General features: G+C 53.0%; 11 protein-coding genes. 6 read left to right on the plus strand and 5 right to left on the minus strand.

The window, feature by feature from the left end:
* Positions 1 to 304: 304 nt before the first annotated feature.
* Positions 305 to 2902 carry a type I DNA topoisomerase gene (topA, locus tag O1V66_RS09245; RefSeq protein WP_045046682.1) on the minus strand — a complete coding sequence of 866 codons (2598 nt, stop codon included), beginning with the start codon at positions 2900 to 2902 and terminating at the stop codon, positions 305 to 307.
* Positions 2903 to 3337: 435 nt separating this feature from the next.
* Between topA and O1V66_RS09250 the strand changes: the two genes are divergently transcribed.
* Positions 3338 to 3601, plus strand: coding sequence for a DUF2498 family protein (locus O1V66_RS09250; RefSeq protein WP_045046681.1), 264 nt, complete (start codon positions 3338 to 3340; stop codon positions 3599 to 3601).
* Between the two features lie 91 nt (positions 3602 to 3692).
* On the opposite strand, the gene sohB is transcribed toward O1V66_RS09250, so the two are convergent.
* Positions 3693 to 4739: a protease SohB gene (sohB, locus tag O1V66_RS09255; RefSeq protein ID WP_045046680.1), complete on the minus strand. Its 1047-nt coding sequence runs from the start codon at positions 4737 to 4739 to the stop codon at positions 3693 to 3695.
* A gap of 365 nt (positions 4740 to 5104) precedes the next feature.
* Between sohB and O1V66_RS09260 the strand changes: the two genes are divergently transcribed.
* Both O1V66_RS09260 and cobO read left to right on the plus strand, forming a co-directional pair.
* Positions 5105 to 5866, plus strand: coding sequence for a YciK family oxidoreductase (locus O1V66_RS09260; RefSeq protein ID WP_045046679.1), 762 nt, complete (start codon positions 5105 to 5107; stop codon positions 5864 to 5866).
* Between the two features lie 12 nt (positions 5867 to 5878).
* Positions 5879 to 6469, plus strand: a complete 591-nt coding sequence (cobO, locus tag O1V66_RS09265; RefSeq protein ID WP_045046678.1) for a cob(I)yrinic acid a,c-diamide adenosyltransferase — start codon at positions 5879 to 5881, stop codon at positions 6467 to 6469.
* Positions 6470 to 6531: 62 nt separating this feature from the next.
* Here the strand turns inward: cobO and rluB are convergent, their stop codons facing one another.
* Both rluB and O1V66_RS09275 read right to left on the minus strand, forming a co-directional pair.
* A complete protein-coding gene (rluB, locus tag O1V66_RS09270; RefSeq protein ID WP_269128347.1) occupies positions 6532 to 7425 on the minus strand; it encodes a 23S rRNA pseudouridine(2605) synthase RluB in 894 nt (297 codons plus the stop codon).
* A 72-nt stretch (positions 7426 to 7497) separates the two neighbouring features.
* Positions 7498 to 7746 (minus strand): hypothetical protein, encoded by a 249-nt coding sequence (locus O1V66_RS09275; protein ID WP_269128276.1) that lies wholly within the window; start codon positions 7744 to 7746, stop codon positions 7498 to 7500.
* A gap of 328 nt (positions 7747 to 8074) precedes the next feature.
* On the opposite strand from O1V66_RS09275, the gene O1V66_RS09280 reads away from it, so the two are divergent.
* The 3 genes from O1V66_RS09280 (at position 8075) to O1V66_RS09290 (ending at position 12981) form a co-directional block, all read left to right on the plus strand.
* Positions 8075 to 10399, plus strand: a complete 2325-nt coding sequence (locus tag O1V66_RS09280; RefSeq protein ID WP_269128277.1) for a hypothetical protein — start codon at positions 8075 to 8077, stop codon at positions 10397 to 10399.
* A complete protein-coding gene (locus tag O1V66_RS09285; RefSeq protein WP_269128278.1) occupies positions 10323 to 11276 on the plus strand; it encodes a hypothetical protein in 954 nt (317 codons plus the stop codon). Before O1V66_RS09280 ends, O1V66_RS09285 begins: the two co-directional genes overlap by 77 nt.
* A gap of 355 nt (positions 11277 to 11631) precedes the next feature.
* Entirely contained in the window at positions 11632 to 12981 is a 1350-nt protein-coding gene (locus O1V66_RS09290) for a hypothetical protein (RefSeq protein ID WP_269128279.1), read from the plus strand.
* On the opposite strand, the gene O1V66_RS09295 is transcribed toward O1V66_RS09290, so the two are convergent.
* Positions 12941 to 13561 carry an L-threonylcarbamoyladenylate synthase gene (locus O1V66_RS09295; protein ID WP_045046675.1) on the minus strand — a complete coding sequence of 207 codons (621 nt, stop codon included), beginning with the start codon at positions 13559 to 13561 and terminating at the stop codon, positions 12941 to 12943. The two genes, O1V66_RS09290 and O1V66_RS09295, sit on opposite strands and share 41 nt — an antisense overlap.
* Positions 13562 to 13609 lie beyond the last annotated feature (48 nt).

Below are 13609 nucleotides of genomic sequence, written 5' to 3' on the forward strand. Positions count from 1 at the left end.
ACCCTGACCAAACTCTTTCACTCTCTATGCTGGCAGAAAGGAACAGGCACTTATTATGCGGGCTAAAGTATTGTGTGTGTCGTTTAATTCTAATAATGCATAAAAACGATATTTTATATACCAACTGTATCATTTATCAAACAATTTTGTCTTGCCAATGATTATAAAAAAATCAATATGGGCAGCGAATCCGTTGTTCGGCGCAACACTTTGCAATAAAGTCTCACGTTGCCTGGCCTGATGACAATAAAAAAACCAGCCATCAAGGCTGGTTTTTAGCGTGAAGCATTAGAGGCGCGAGGGCTTATTTCTTGCCTTCGACCCATTTGCCGTCGACAAAGAAGGCTGTCCAGCCCGTCGCCTTGCCGTCTTTTTCGGAGGAGACGTACTGCTGCTTGGTCTTGCGGCTAAAGCGGACCATCGACTTGTTGCCTTCGGGATCCGCCACCGGCGCATCGGCCAGATAGCTTAATTTTTCCGGCAGGCGGTCTTTGAATCGCAGCAACTCTTCCACCAATGGCGCGCGGGTTTCACGCGATTTAGGGAAGGTGTTGGCGGCAAGGAACACGCCGGCCGCGCCGTCACGCAGCACAAAGTAGGCATCGGACTTCTCGCAAGGCAGTTCAGGCAGCGGCACCGGATCTTCCTTCGGTGGCGCGACATCGCCATTGCGCAGGATCTTGCGGGTGTTCTTGCAGTCTTCATTGGTACACCCCATGTACTTGCCGAAGCGCCCCATTTTCAGGTGCATTTCGGAACCACACTTGTCGCACTCGACCACAGGACCGTCATACCCCTTGATGCGGAACTCGCCTTCTTCAATCTCGTAACCGTCGCACTCGGGGTTGTTGCCGCAGACATGCAGCTTGCGGCCGGTATCAATCAGGTAACTGTCCATCGCCGTGCCGCATTTGACACAGCGGCGACGGGCGCGCAGCGCGTTGGTTTCGGCATCGTCGCCTTCCAGCACGTTGAGCACTTCCGATTCCGGCACCAGGTTGATGGTGGTTTTGCAGCGCTCTTTCGGAGGCAATGCGTAACCGGAACAGCCGAGGAACACGCCGGTCGTGGCGGTACGGATTCCCATCGGACGGCCACAGGTCGGACAATCGATGCTGGTCATCACCATCTGGTTCGGGCGCATTCCGCCCTCTTCCGGATCTTTCTCGGCGGTTTCGAGCTGCTGGCTGAACTGGGCGAAGAAGTCGTCCAGCACGCCTTTCCACTCGGCCTTGTTGTTGGCAACCTGATCCAGACCGTCTTCCATGCGCGCGGTGAAATCGTAGTTCATCAGTTCGCGGAAGTTGTCTTCCAGACGATCGGTGACGATTTCGCCCATTTTCTCGGCATAGAAACGGCGATTTTCGACGTGCACATAGCCTCGGTCCTGAATGGTCGAAATGATCGACGCATAGGTGGAAGGACGGCCGATGCCGCGCTTCTCAAGCTCCTTGACCAGAGACGCTTCGCTGAATCGGGCTGGCGGCTTGGTGAAGTGCTGGGTCGGCAACAGCTGTTGCAGATCAAGAGTGGATCCCACTTCAATCGGCGGCAGAGTACGATCATCGTCGCCCTTGCGCAGCGCGGGCATGACGTGAGTCCACCCATCGAAACGCAGGGTACGGCCCTTGGCACGCAGCGAGTAATCACCGGCCTTCACGGTCAGCGTTGTGGAGTCATATTGTGCCGGCACCATCTGGCAGGCTACAAACTGACGCCAGATAAGCTGGTACAATCTCTGGGCATCGGCTTCCATGTCTTTCAATTGCTCGGAAACCACATTGACGTCGGAAGGACGAATCGCTTCGTGCGCTTCCTGGGAATTCTCTTTGTTGCTGTACTGGTTCGGCGCTTTCGGCAGGTATTTCTCGCCGAAATTGTCGCCGATGTAGCCGCGAACCATGTCTACCGCGTCTTTGCTCAGATTGGTCGAGTCGGTACGCATGTAGGTGATATGACCGGCTTCATACAGACGCTGGGCCATCATCATGGTTTTCTTTACGCCGAAGCTCAGACGCGTGCTTGCCGCCTGCTGGAGCGTAGAGGTAATAAAAGGTGCGCCCGGCTTGCTGCTGGTCGGCTTGTCTTCGCGGTCCACCACGTCGAAGCGGGCTTTTTCAAGCAGCGCAACGGCGGCATGGGTCTGTTCGCGATTGACCGGCTTGAAGGCTTTTTCAAGGTGGTGCGTCACTTCCATTTGCAGCGCGATATTGTCTTTGGACTGCAAATCGGCGTGCAGTTCCCAGTACTCTTCGGGAACGAAAGCCTTGATCTCTTTTTCGCGCTCGACCACCAGACGGACGGCAACCGATTGAACACGGCCGGCCGACAGGCCACGGGCAATCTTTTTCCACAGCAGCGGCGACACCATGTAACCCACTACGCGGTCCATGAAGCGACGCGCCTGCTGGGCATTGACACGGTCGATATTCAGTTCGCCCGGCTGTTCGAAAGCCTGCTGGATGGCGTTTTTGGTGATTTCGTTAAACACCACGCGACTAAAACGTTTGTCATCACCGCCGATCACTTCCCGCAGGTGCCAGGCAATGGCTTCCCCTTCGCGGTCAAGGTCGGTTGCGAGATAGATGTGGTCGGCTTTTTCAGCCAGCGCTTTCAGCTCGGCAACGACTTTCTCTTTACCCGGCAATATTTCGTACTGTGCTTCCCAACCATGGAAAGGATCCACGCCCATGCGGTTGACCAGCGCCGTTTTCTCATCCTTTTTAACTTTTTTCTTTGTTTTGTCTTCAGGAGAGGCAGCGCTTTTTTTACTCGCAGAACCACTGGTTGGCAAATCGCGGATATGACCGACGCTGGACTTAACCACGTAGTCATTTCCTAAATATTTATTAATCGTTTTGGCTTTTGCCGGGGACTCAACTATTACGAGAGCTTTGCCCATAATTACCTTTTACCTAAATTATTCTTCTCGGAAAGAAGATTTTGTCTTGATTATGCCGCGGCACATTTAATGTCTTTTTTTATATTGCGGCACTCGGTCAGGAGATCAACCCTTTTTTTAGCTCAGCCTTTTCAACCGTCTTCCAGAGGGACTACCCAGTGAATCGTTGGAGTGTAAGCCCGGACAGGGAAAAGGAAACCGCAATCATGGCACAAAATAATTTTCGAGCGTAAACAAATCATTCCACCCGAAGCCAGAAAATCCCACACTCTACCTGATAAAAATTGCCGCGCAACCTAATTAACGTGTAAATGTGCTTTCTGCCAAGCCGATCATAATTTGATCTCTGTCATGCCGCCTTGCGCCACGCGGGTTGTGAGCGGGCCGTTTACGGGAGTAGACTCGTGGACACCCTAAAAACACGAGGCAAACCCCATGCAAACCTCCCGGCTGACAATAACGCCTGCTGCACTACTTATAGAAGCAAATAAAGTTATTCGCCAGCACGAAAATTATCTTACCGGTATGAATGCAACAGAAGTTGAACAAAGAGAGGCGGTTTTAGTCTTTCGCGGGGAATTCTTCCTGGATGAAGACGGATTACCGACCGTTAAAACAACCGCTGTATTTAATATGTTTAAACATCTTGCCCATCTTTTTTCGGATAAATACCGGCTGTCGAGGCCGTTTCTTTTTTAATCGAATTCATTAGGGAATTAATTAAATATCCTACTCCTTTCGAGGGATAAAAAAGCGATAAAAAAAGGGGCCGAAGCCCCCTGTTATTTCTTCACGGCAACGGCTTTTCACCGCGCTGCAACCAGCGTAGAAACAGCCGGTCGATACTCTCCGCCGCACTGCCGGTAAAGCGGTCCATCATGCGCTTGCGACGTGCGAAACGTACCGAAATGACCTCGTGATTTTTCATCTCGGCAATCAGCAAATCATCACTGGTGCCCACGGCATCGATCAGCCCTTTTTCACGCGCCTGGGTTCCGAACCAGTGCTCACCGGTCGCCACCGCGTCGATGTCCAGCGAAGGACGATGCTGATGCACGAATTCCTTGAACAATACGTGAGTTTCGTTTAAGTCTTCCTGGAATTTCTCGCGCCCTTCATCCGTGTTTTCGCCAAACAGCGTCAGCGTGCGTTTGTACTGCCCGGCAGTATGCAGTTCGACGTCGATATTGTTTCTCTTTAATAGACGACTAAAGTTCGGAATCTGCGCCACTACGCCAATGGAGCCGATAATGGCAAAAGGCGCCGCCACGATGCGATCCGCTACGCAGGCCATCATGTATCCGCCGCTCGCCGCGACCTTATCGACCGCAACGGTCAGACGCACGCCGCCCTGACGTAAACGCGCCAGCTGCGAGGCCGCCAGACCATAGCCATGCACGACACCGCCCGGACTTTCGAGACGCAGCAGTACTTCATCCTGCGGGGTCGCCACCGCCAGCACCGCCGAAATCTCTTCACGCAGCGAGGTCACTTCGTGGGCGTCCATGCTGCCTTTGAAATCAAGCACGTACAAACAAGGTTTTCCGCTGCTGGCGCTGCCGTTTTTCGCCTGCAACTTTTTGGTTTTCGCCTGCGCCTTCTCTTCTTTCCTGAAGGCTTTCAGTTTAAGTTTCTGTTCAGCCGGATGCAGGCGCGCAGTGCGCATTTCACGCTGCATCTCGCGGTATTCTTCACCCAGGTCAGTCAGTCGCAACTCGCCTTTCGATGATGATTTGCGTTGGCGCAGCCCAATGACCAGCACCACCAGCGCGCCGATGGCCACCACCACCGTGACAATCTTGGCTAGAAACAGCCCGTATAGAGAGAGTAAATCCACAGATACCGCCTATTAACATTCTGATAAGACACGAAGTCTATTCTAGTCAATCGCCGGCGATGCGTCTTGCGAGAAAGAGGCAAGTTCTTCAACGGCGCGCGTATTTTCAGGATAATCGGGTGAAAATCGCTAAACATGATGCGCCTTAAGTCCATTTTTGTTACAAATGATCTGCTTTGCCGTGGGTTAATCATTGAAACTGATGCCCATTTCAGGCATATAACAGCCATCATGACGCCATTGTCATTGAATATTCTGCCAATTCGTTTGGACCGGTTGAGGTTTTTTCTCCCGGCAAACGGCTTGAATTGATGCGTTGCTGGCAACGTCCACCGCATTCCGACACTTTTTAGAGGGCCTCTCCCGTGCATTATCATCCTAAATCCGACCTGCTTCGCCAGCGTATTATTCTTGTCACCGGTGCCGGTGACGGCATTGGCCGCGAAGCCGCCCTCACCTATTCCCGCTTTGGCGCGCGCGTTATCCTGCTTGGGCGCACCGAAAGCAAACTCGCCCAGGTGCAGCAGGACATTGCCCGAGCGGGCGGACAACCTGCCGAGTTTATCACGCTCGATTTACTGACCGCGTCCCGGCAGGATTGCGACAACGTGGCCGAGCGCATTGCCGAATGGGTGCCGCGTCTCGATGGCGTGTTGCACAATGCCGGATTGCTGAGCGAAATCGTGCCGGTCAGCGAAATCAAACTGCAGGACTGGCATGACGTCATGCAGGTCAATGTTAACGCGACCTTTATGTTGACCCAAAGTCTGCTGCCGCTTTTGCTGAAATCCGCCAGCTCCTCGCTGGTGTTTACCAGTTCAAGCGTGGGTCGTGAAGGCCGTGCCGGCTGGGGTGCCTACGCGGTATCCAAGTTTGCGACCGAAGGATTGATGCAGGTGCTGGCCGACGAATATAAACATACCAATCTGCGGGTTAACTGCATCAATCCGGGCGGTACGCGCACCAGCATGCGCGCATCGGCCTTCCCGGAAGAGAACAGCATGAAGCTGAAAACCCCTGCCGACATCATGCCGCTCTACCTTTATCTGATGGGGGATGACAGCCGCCGTAAAACCGGCACCAGCTATGATGCCCAACCCGGCCGCAAAGCCGGACCCGCTGAATAAACAGGGGTTTTCATGACGCAAGACAGACACCAGCAGCGCCAGCAGAAGCTGAAAGAACAGGTTGACGCCCGTATCGAAGCCGCCAATGAAACGCGCGGCATTCTTATCGTGCTGACCGGCAATGGCAAGGGGAAAACCACGGGCGCATTTGGCACGGTAACGCGCGCGGTCGGTCATGGTCAGCGCGCGGCCGTTATCCAGTTCATCAAGGGCGAATGGCCGAACGGCGAGCGTAACCTGCTTGAGCCGCACGGCGTTGAATTTCAGGTGATGGCCACCGGTTTTACCTGGGAAACCCAGAACAAAGAGACCGATACGCTGGCCTGTCAGGCGGTATGGCAGCACGGAAAACGGATGTTGGCCGATGCCTCGTTAAATCTCGTGGTGCTCGATGAGCTGACCTATATGCTGAGTTTTGGTTATCTGGATTTGCAGGAAGTCATTGATGCGCTCAATGCCCGCCCCGCGCACCAGACGGTAATCATTACGGGTCGCGGTTGTCATCGCACATTGCTGGAACTGGCCGATACGGTCAGCGAACTTCGTCCGGTCAAGCATGCTTTCGATGCCGGTATCATGGCGCAGCAGGGCATCGACTGGTAACGATTTTCAGGCAAAAAAACCGCAGCACTCAGGCTGCGGTTTCGGCAATCCAGCAAAGCGGATTAACGCTTGGCAGGACCGTTGCTGCGACGCGATGGCGTCACGGCGGTATGACGTTTCACCGCACGACGAATCTGATTGGCTTTCACACGACGACGATCGCGCTCGACCGGCATCTTGCTTACGGTTTCATCGGTCATGTCGACCAGCTGACGCAAGTAGTTGATGTCCGGCAGATCCAGCTCTTTGTAACCGCCGCGAGGCAGGCCTTTAGGCAGATTAAGATCGCCATAGCGCACGCGAATCAGACGGCTCACCTGCACGCCAACGGCTTCCCACAGGCGGCGAACCTCGCGGTTACGGCCTTCGGTCAGCGTGACGTTGTACCACTGGTTCAGCCCTTCTCCGCCCTGATATTTAATGGTGCGGAAAGCGGCCGGACCGTCTTCCAGCTGAACGCCACGGCTCAGTTGCAGGATTTTGGCATCGTCAATCTGACCAAACACGCGCACGGCGTATTCGCGTTCGACTTCACGGCTTGGGTGCATCAGGCGGTTGGCCAGTTCACCGTCGGTGGTGAACAGCAGCAAACCGGAGGTGTTCACGTCAAGACGGCCAACGGCAACCCAGCGGGATCCACGCATCTTCGGCAGACGGTCAAACACGGTCGGACGACCTTCAGGATCACTGCGCGTACACAGCTCGCCTTCCGGCTTGTAGTAAGCCAGCACACGACATACGGTGTCTTCCGCTTCGAGCACGGACAGCACATGCCCGTCGAGACGGATTTTGGTGCCCGCCGTCATTTCAACGCGATCGCCGAGGGTCGAAATCTTGCCGTCGACGCTGATACGGCCAGCCTGAATCATCGCTTCAACTTCACGACGTGAACCGTGACCGGCACGGGCAAGGACCTTTTGCAGCTTTTCGCTTTGCAGGCCTTCACCGTCGTCCAGCGCGTTCTTCGGCTTTTCGTATTTTGGTGCGTCTTCTACTTCTTCGTCGGTCACTTTTTTGCCTGCAGTGACTCAGAAACGCGGCTTGGTGCTGCGCGGCTTGTCACCCTGCGGGCGGCCATTACGTGGCTTATCGGTACGGCTTTTGCCTGCACCTGATTTATCCGCAGCGGATTTTCCACCACGGGCAGATTCTATACGGGATTTTTCGGCGCCGGGCTTTTTGCCGCGCGGCTTATCCGACTCGCTGCGTGATGAACGCGGCTTGTCAGAGGAAAATTTATCGTTTTTTTGCTTACTGGAATTAAACTTCTCGCTCATTGAGCAGCCTCTTTTGTCGCCTTCACAGGCGTCATTTTTACTATAGAGTCGGCACGCCAAATAATCTTTATGAATATCAATTAGATATAAGGGTTAGGCGTACGACGCGATACAAAGGTGAATAACGGGAGATAGTTTACCACAGTGTGGGTCACTTTTTTTATATTAATTTGCTGGAAGACCTGGCGGAAAAGCAGCGCTGCATAGTCGACTCACGAATGACAAGGTCGCAATTTGCCACCCCATAATGGTTGAAATATTGAAGTTTTTATAAAGTCACAGCGCTAGGATTAGCATTCAGACCTGTCCCTCACTCTACGGATAAGCCATGATGCGCATCATCGCCAGTGCGGAATTCCGGCCCTGCTCGTCCTTTTATTACCGCGTCAATCCGCTCAACCTCGTCCTTTCTTTACTGCGCAATGTTTCAACCCGATTATCCAGTCTCGCTGCACCGAGTTTGTCCAGCGACTGGCAACAAAACGGGCGGGCATTTCTGGTGGACATCGCGGCGCTTAAAGGCGCTGATTCCCTGACCCAAATACACTACGCCGTGCTGAATCCGCTGCTGGAAAATCGGTTGATACCCGAAGATATTGCCGTATTGATTCGGCCGCTGACCACCCTCACCAGTGCGCTGGCGCTTGAAACCGCTATCAGGCCCGTCACGATAAGCCCGCTTCTGCACACCTTTCGGCGACGCAATCAGGCCGCTGTCATCTATACCGTTCTAATGCAACCCCTTCGGCTCATGGCCGCGCCGTATGAAAGCAAAGTCCTGCTGTATCAGTTGGCGGATTTTGCCTTTAACCGGCTGAGCGATATCACTGTGGGAAATAGGCTGTCAGGGGCGGCCGCGGACTTACCGGCGCTTTATCTTGCACTACAGGTTTATCGGGAAATTCCCCTCTCGGATGAAGTTTATTCGGCCGCACAATGGCTGATGTCAGGGTGGAACATTGATGTTTTTGGGGCCGGACAGGATGCGTGTTTCAACCCGGTATTTACGCTGCTCGCCTGCCTGCTTGTTCTCTGGCGGATTAAACCGAACGTGCCGCAAACTTGTGTTGCGCTCAATGCGTTCTGGTCGATTACCTCGCGATTAATGGCTATCGGCCCGCTTGTGCTGCTTTCCAGACCTGCGCCCATAATCGATACCCGACGTATTCCCGCGCTGACCTATGAAGTGCCAAAATATAATGACAGGGAAGGTGTCACTGCGGGTAATGACGCTACCTCCAAACTGATGTTTCCCCTGCTGCCTGCCACCGTAGGTGCGGCCAATATCGGGTGGCAACTGGGTCGCTATTATGCCACCTCACGTTCAACCGCCCTTGCCACCGCGATATCAATAGCCGCGGCGCTCGTCACTTATGCAGGTTATCAGCTGGGAATATATTTAACTCGACGGCCTCAGTCACCGCCTCATGAGGTGGCAACGATTCTCCTCCTTCAAAATGGTCGAGCGACGCGGAGTCGAAAGGCCGTTAATCCCGCTCCTTTTCGCACCTTGCACCTGTCGAATTTTACGCCGCACGATGAAATCGACGTGCCGGTATTATCGGCGGTCAGAACATTATTAAATCGGAGTGCCCTGTCTTCATCTTGCGGAATGACGCTGATTGCCGCATTGGCGGCGCGTATCTTCGATGACCGACTGGATTTTGTCTATCCGCAAATCAATGCGCTTTTCACCTCCATTATGCAGGCGGGAAGCCTGGAGGAGATCGGGTTTTCGGGTCATCATCGCGGCAACAGTTCCGAGGCCGGATTAATTATCTGGTCTGCTAAAACGAGTATCGATCTCGCCCAGGATATTGCAGCACGCAAAATAACCCGTCCCGAACTTCGCGATGCCCTTGCCTTGCTCATGCACCTTACGTTACGCGCCAGTGGCAATGGCTTTCCCATTATCAACAGTTTGACCGAGATGAAATACCATGCCGTCGGGCTTTATTATCAGTGGTATATCAATAACCGCCCCAGCCCCGTTATTCGGGTGAAACCGCCGAATCTGACACTGGGCGAATTTAATCACCGACTGGAAGATAAATTGCGGGCGGCGATTGCGCCCTATAATGCGCAAAACGCCGACGTGGCGCGGCTTATCCAGTTTCTTGTCTTTCTCGAAATGCCCAATGTGGCTATCGGCATATTGTTTGATAACGGCACCGCTCCCGGCATCAGCAAACAGAATTCCTATGCCATTCATGCCGATCTGGCCTTGAAGAATAGAGGCGATGAGCTGAGCTTCGCCAATTATTATGCCGTTATCGATCAGGTTAAAAATGAAGACATACGGATAATTAATTTGATCACCCACAGCGAGGTCTTTGCGGCAGCGTTTAAAAAACAGGGATTCATTGCCGATATTCACCGCATGGTATTTGCGGTCGAATACGACATTGCCGCCCTTGAAAACAGCATAGGCAATCTCGGCTATATCGATAGAATGGCGATGATTACCGTCGCCATTTCTTCGCTCGGCGCTCAACGCCGCGTGCCGTGGACGGCGAAAAGCACGCTTCCCTATCCGGGCAATCTTTCCGTCGAGCAGGCCTTCAAGACCATTCATAATGATTTTAAATATCGCGAAAGTCGCAGCGGAAGAACCGGGGGCGGTGATTCCGCGCAGTCATCTTGTCGCCATTGAAAGACAGCGAAACTGGCTGGAGCAATATATTGCCCTCAACGGCAATCTCACCGTCATGCTGGAAGTCGACCCCGACGTTTTCGCCAATCTATCTATTCCCGCTCCTTATCGTCATATTGCTCAACTGCTTAAAAGCATTATTCCGCTGCCGACACTCAATATCTTGTTCAGCCGCAGATATGACGACGATCTCGTGCAGGAAAGCCTGCTGATAGAGCAATCCCTTACGCTGTCCCTGGCGCTGTTAAGTCAGGAAAACAGGCAATATTTCATTGAGGCGGACCGTTATATCATGGTGAATCTGGTCAAGTTTGCCCATACCCGATTGAGTTTCTTTGCGCAGCCCGAAGGGCACAGGAAAGAGTTATACGCCACCTGGAAACTGGCGAGCCTCGTAATTGCCGTCAAGTCTTCCCGGTTGCAGGTTTATGCCTTTAATCGACGCTATTATCTCAAAATGCTCAAAGGCAGTCTGATAAGCCGTCTCGCCGAATGCAGTTCACACGCCGATATCAACACCACGCTTGCTTATCTATTACGGTATATGTCCGCCCGGCCGCATCTATTTATTGAAAATAATCGTCATCAGCGCTGCCCTATTCCCAGGTGGGCTATCTCTTCCTATTCCTATGAGCTGGAAACAATGGATTTCAGCACGCAGCAGCAGGTTATGGCGCAACTCCGGCAATATAATCTACAGCCTCGACGAGATGCGAAAAGTAAAGCATTTGCGGAAACGGCAGAGGAGCGCGATTTATTGCAGGATCCCCGCTGGCTGGCGCTGCGCCCGTGGTTACCATTTATCGAATGCTATGACCTGACCTCGGGACTGGCCAATGGCAGAGAAAAAGCTGGATCACCGCCATTGATGGTCTGACCTGCGGGCTGAATTTTATTCCCGCCGGTAAAATAGTGACTGCGCCCGTCAGGATTATTATTAAAGGCGCGCGAAAGTTAACGCGTCCAAGTCGAGGCGCATTAAAAACCGCGATGATGCAGTCGGTCGATCGCTTTTTTCCAGCGAGATCCCGGGCGTTCCCCCTCAAGCACGGGTCGAATTCAAACGGCTCTATAAAACGCTCTACAGTCATGAACTGTATAAAATCAGCGAAGAAGGGATTGCCGAACTGGTCGTCGATGGCATCTATACCTTTATATCCCGAGGCTCTCCCATTCCGCTGCCCAATTTTTTCAAATGGGATATGCCCGGCCTCTTCCATGCGGTCAGCAATATGAACAAAGGATTATTACTGAAAACGCTGGCGCAGGGCATCAAGGGCAATGCCGCGCCCGCCGTCGGCTTTCTCGGGCAAAAAATCGGCCCCAAAGTTTTTCGCAGTGTCAGACAAAAATATCAAATTTCTCTCAATGAACTTCTCGCCACTCACCACGGAGAAATCATCGAGGAGATCTCCAATCCGCAGGCGTATCTGCCTTATGACGTTAATTTCAATGAAGAAATATGCAGCTTTAATCGTCTGCGTTCGCGTTGCGACTTAGTCGCCCTTGAGCAGATTACGCCCGTAAGATTAGGCGATTACGACTCTGACGAGCAGCTTGAAATCAGGCGCACGCTCTATCGGACTTTATTGTTAAGCCTATTTAGAAGTGACAACCCGGTTTATTGGCATCGCGCTCTGCATCATGTTCAGGTCAACCTTCAGGTTGCAGAAAATTGGGTGCCGGTCAGGGTGAGCCTGATCTCGGTCAGCCCGTCAATGGAGGCGTACTTTCATTATCTCAAGCAATTCTACGTGCCGTTATGGGACAGCGATTTCGACACGCTCCTGCAATTAATGCAGCATGCCCAGATTGAGGTTCCTCCGCCCGAGATGCTGGAGGCTATCATTGCCAGTGTACAAGCAGGAAACAATGCCTCGCTGACACCGGCAATAATGCAGCGACTTCATGGCGGCGCTCATGCTCATCTCGTCTATTTCATGCAGCAATTGGTGCAAGATATTCGCTGGACCATTTACCGGCCCGATGTTGAAGACGATCTGGTCAGCAGTCGCTATCTCGCCGAGGTATTGAGTCGATTAAGCCTGTTCAGCATGGCGGATTGGGATAAGAATTTTGTTATCGATGGCCTGATTCATGATCTGCTGGCAGGGCAATACTTTCTCGCCAGTATCACCGCCTCGTTATTACAGCCCTTTATGCAACAGCTATTGGGCGACCTGAAAACAGCCCTGAACATTAGTCATCCCGAATGTGTCTATCGGCCACACCGGCAGAATAATGCGGGACCGTTTTCGCCTGTTTATCAGGCAGACCAGCGCGCGTTGCTGCAGGCAGCCTATAGCAGACATCAACCTTCATTGGCCGAGCGATTACCTGCGCTGTTTATTATTGCCGTGTTTGCGGAATATGGGGTGGCGCGAGAAGGCAGACCTCACGACGTCTCGGCTGACGTATGGTCGATGATGACAGACGATCGTGTTTATCTGTTTGCGCGGATGCAGATTCAGCGGCTGGTTTATCGGCATTACGATCGCTTTCTGGCCTCCTATGATTATCGGAAGGCCAGAAAAGCGGCGATTAACGGAAAGGTGCCGGGTCGCCCGCGCCTTCGCGAATGACTTCCGGTACCGAGTCAGTCAGGTCGATAACCGTAGTCGGCTGCTGACCGATCGATCCGCCGTCCAGTATCAGGTCCACCAGCTTGCCGATGCTGTCTTTGATCTCTTCCGGATCCGCTTCGGCAAAGTCATTGCCCGGCAGCATCAGCGTGGTCGACATCAGCGGTTCGCCCAGCACGTCAAGCAGCGCCAGCGCAACAGGATTGGACGGCACGCGCAGGCCAATCGTCTTGCGTTTGTCATTCATCAGTCGACGCGGTACTTCCTTGGTCGCCTTGAGAATAAAGGTGTAGTTGCCCGGCGTATTGTTTTTGATTAAGCGAAAGGCGGTGTTATCGACGTAGGCATAGGTCGACAACTCCGACAGGTCGCGGCATACCAGCGTAAAGTTGTGGTTGCCATCGAGCTGGCGAATGCGGCAGATGCGTTCCATCGACCCTTTATCTTCAAGCCGACAACCCAGCGCATAACCCGAATCGGTCGGATATACAATGACGGCACCTTTGCGCAGCATGTCTACGGCCTGATTAATCAGACGGGGTTGCGGGTTTTCAGGATGAACATAAAAATACTGACTCATAACATTTCCTCTTCACTTCTTTGGCAATAGGTGGATTACCGCGTGGCT

It is taken from the genome of Rouxiella chamberiensis (genome assembly GCF_026967475.1).
GTDB lineage: Bacteria > Pseudomonadota > Gammaproteobacteria > Enterobacterales > Enterobacteriaceae > Rouxiella > Rouxiella chamberiensis.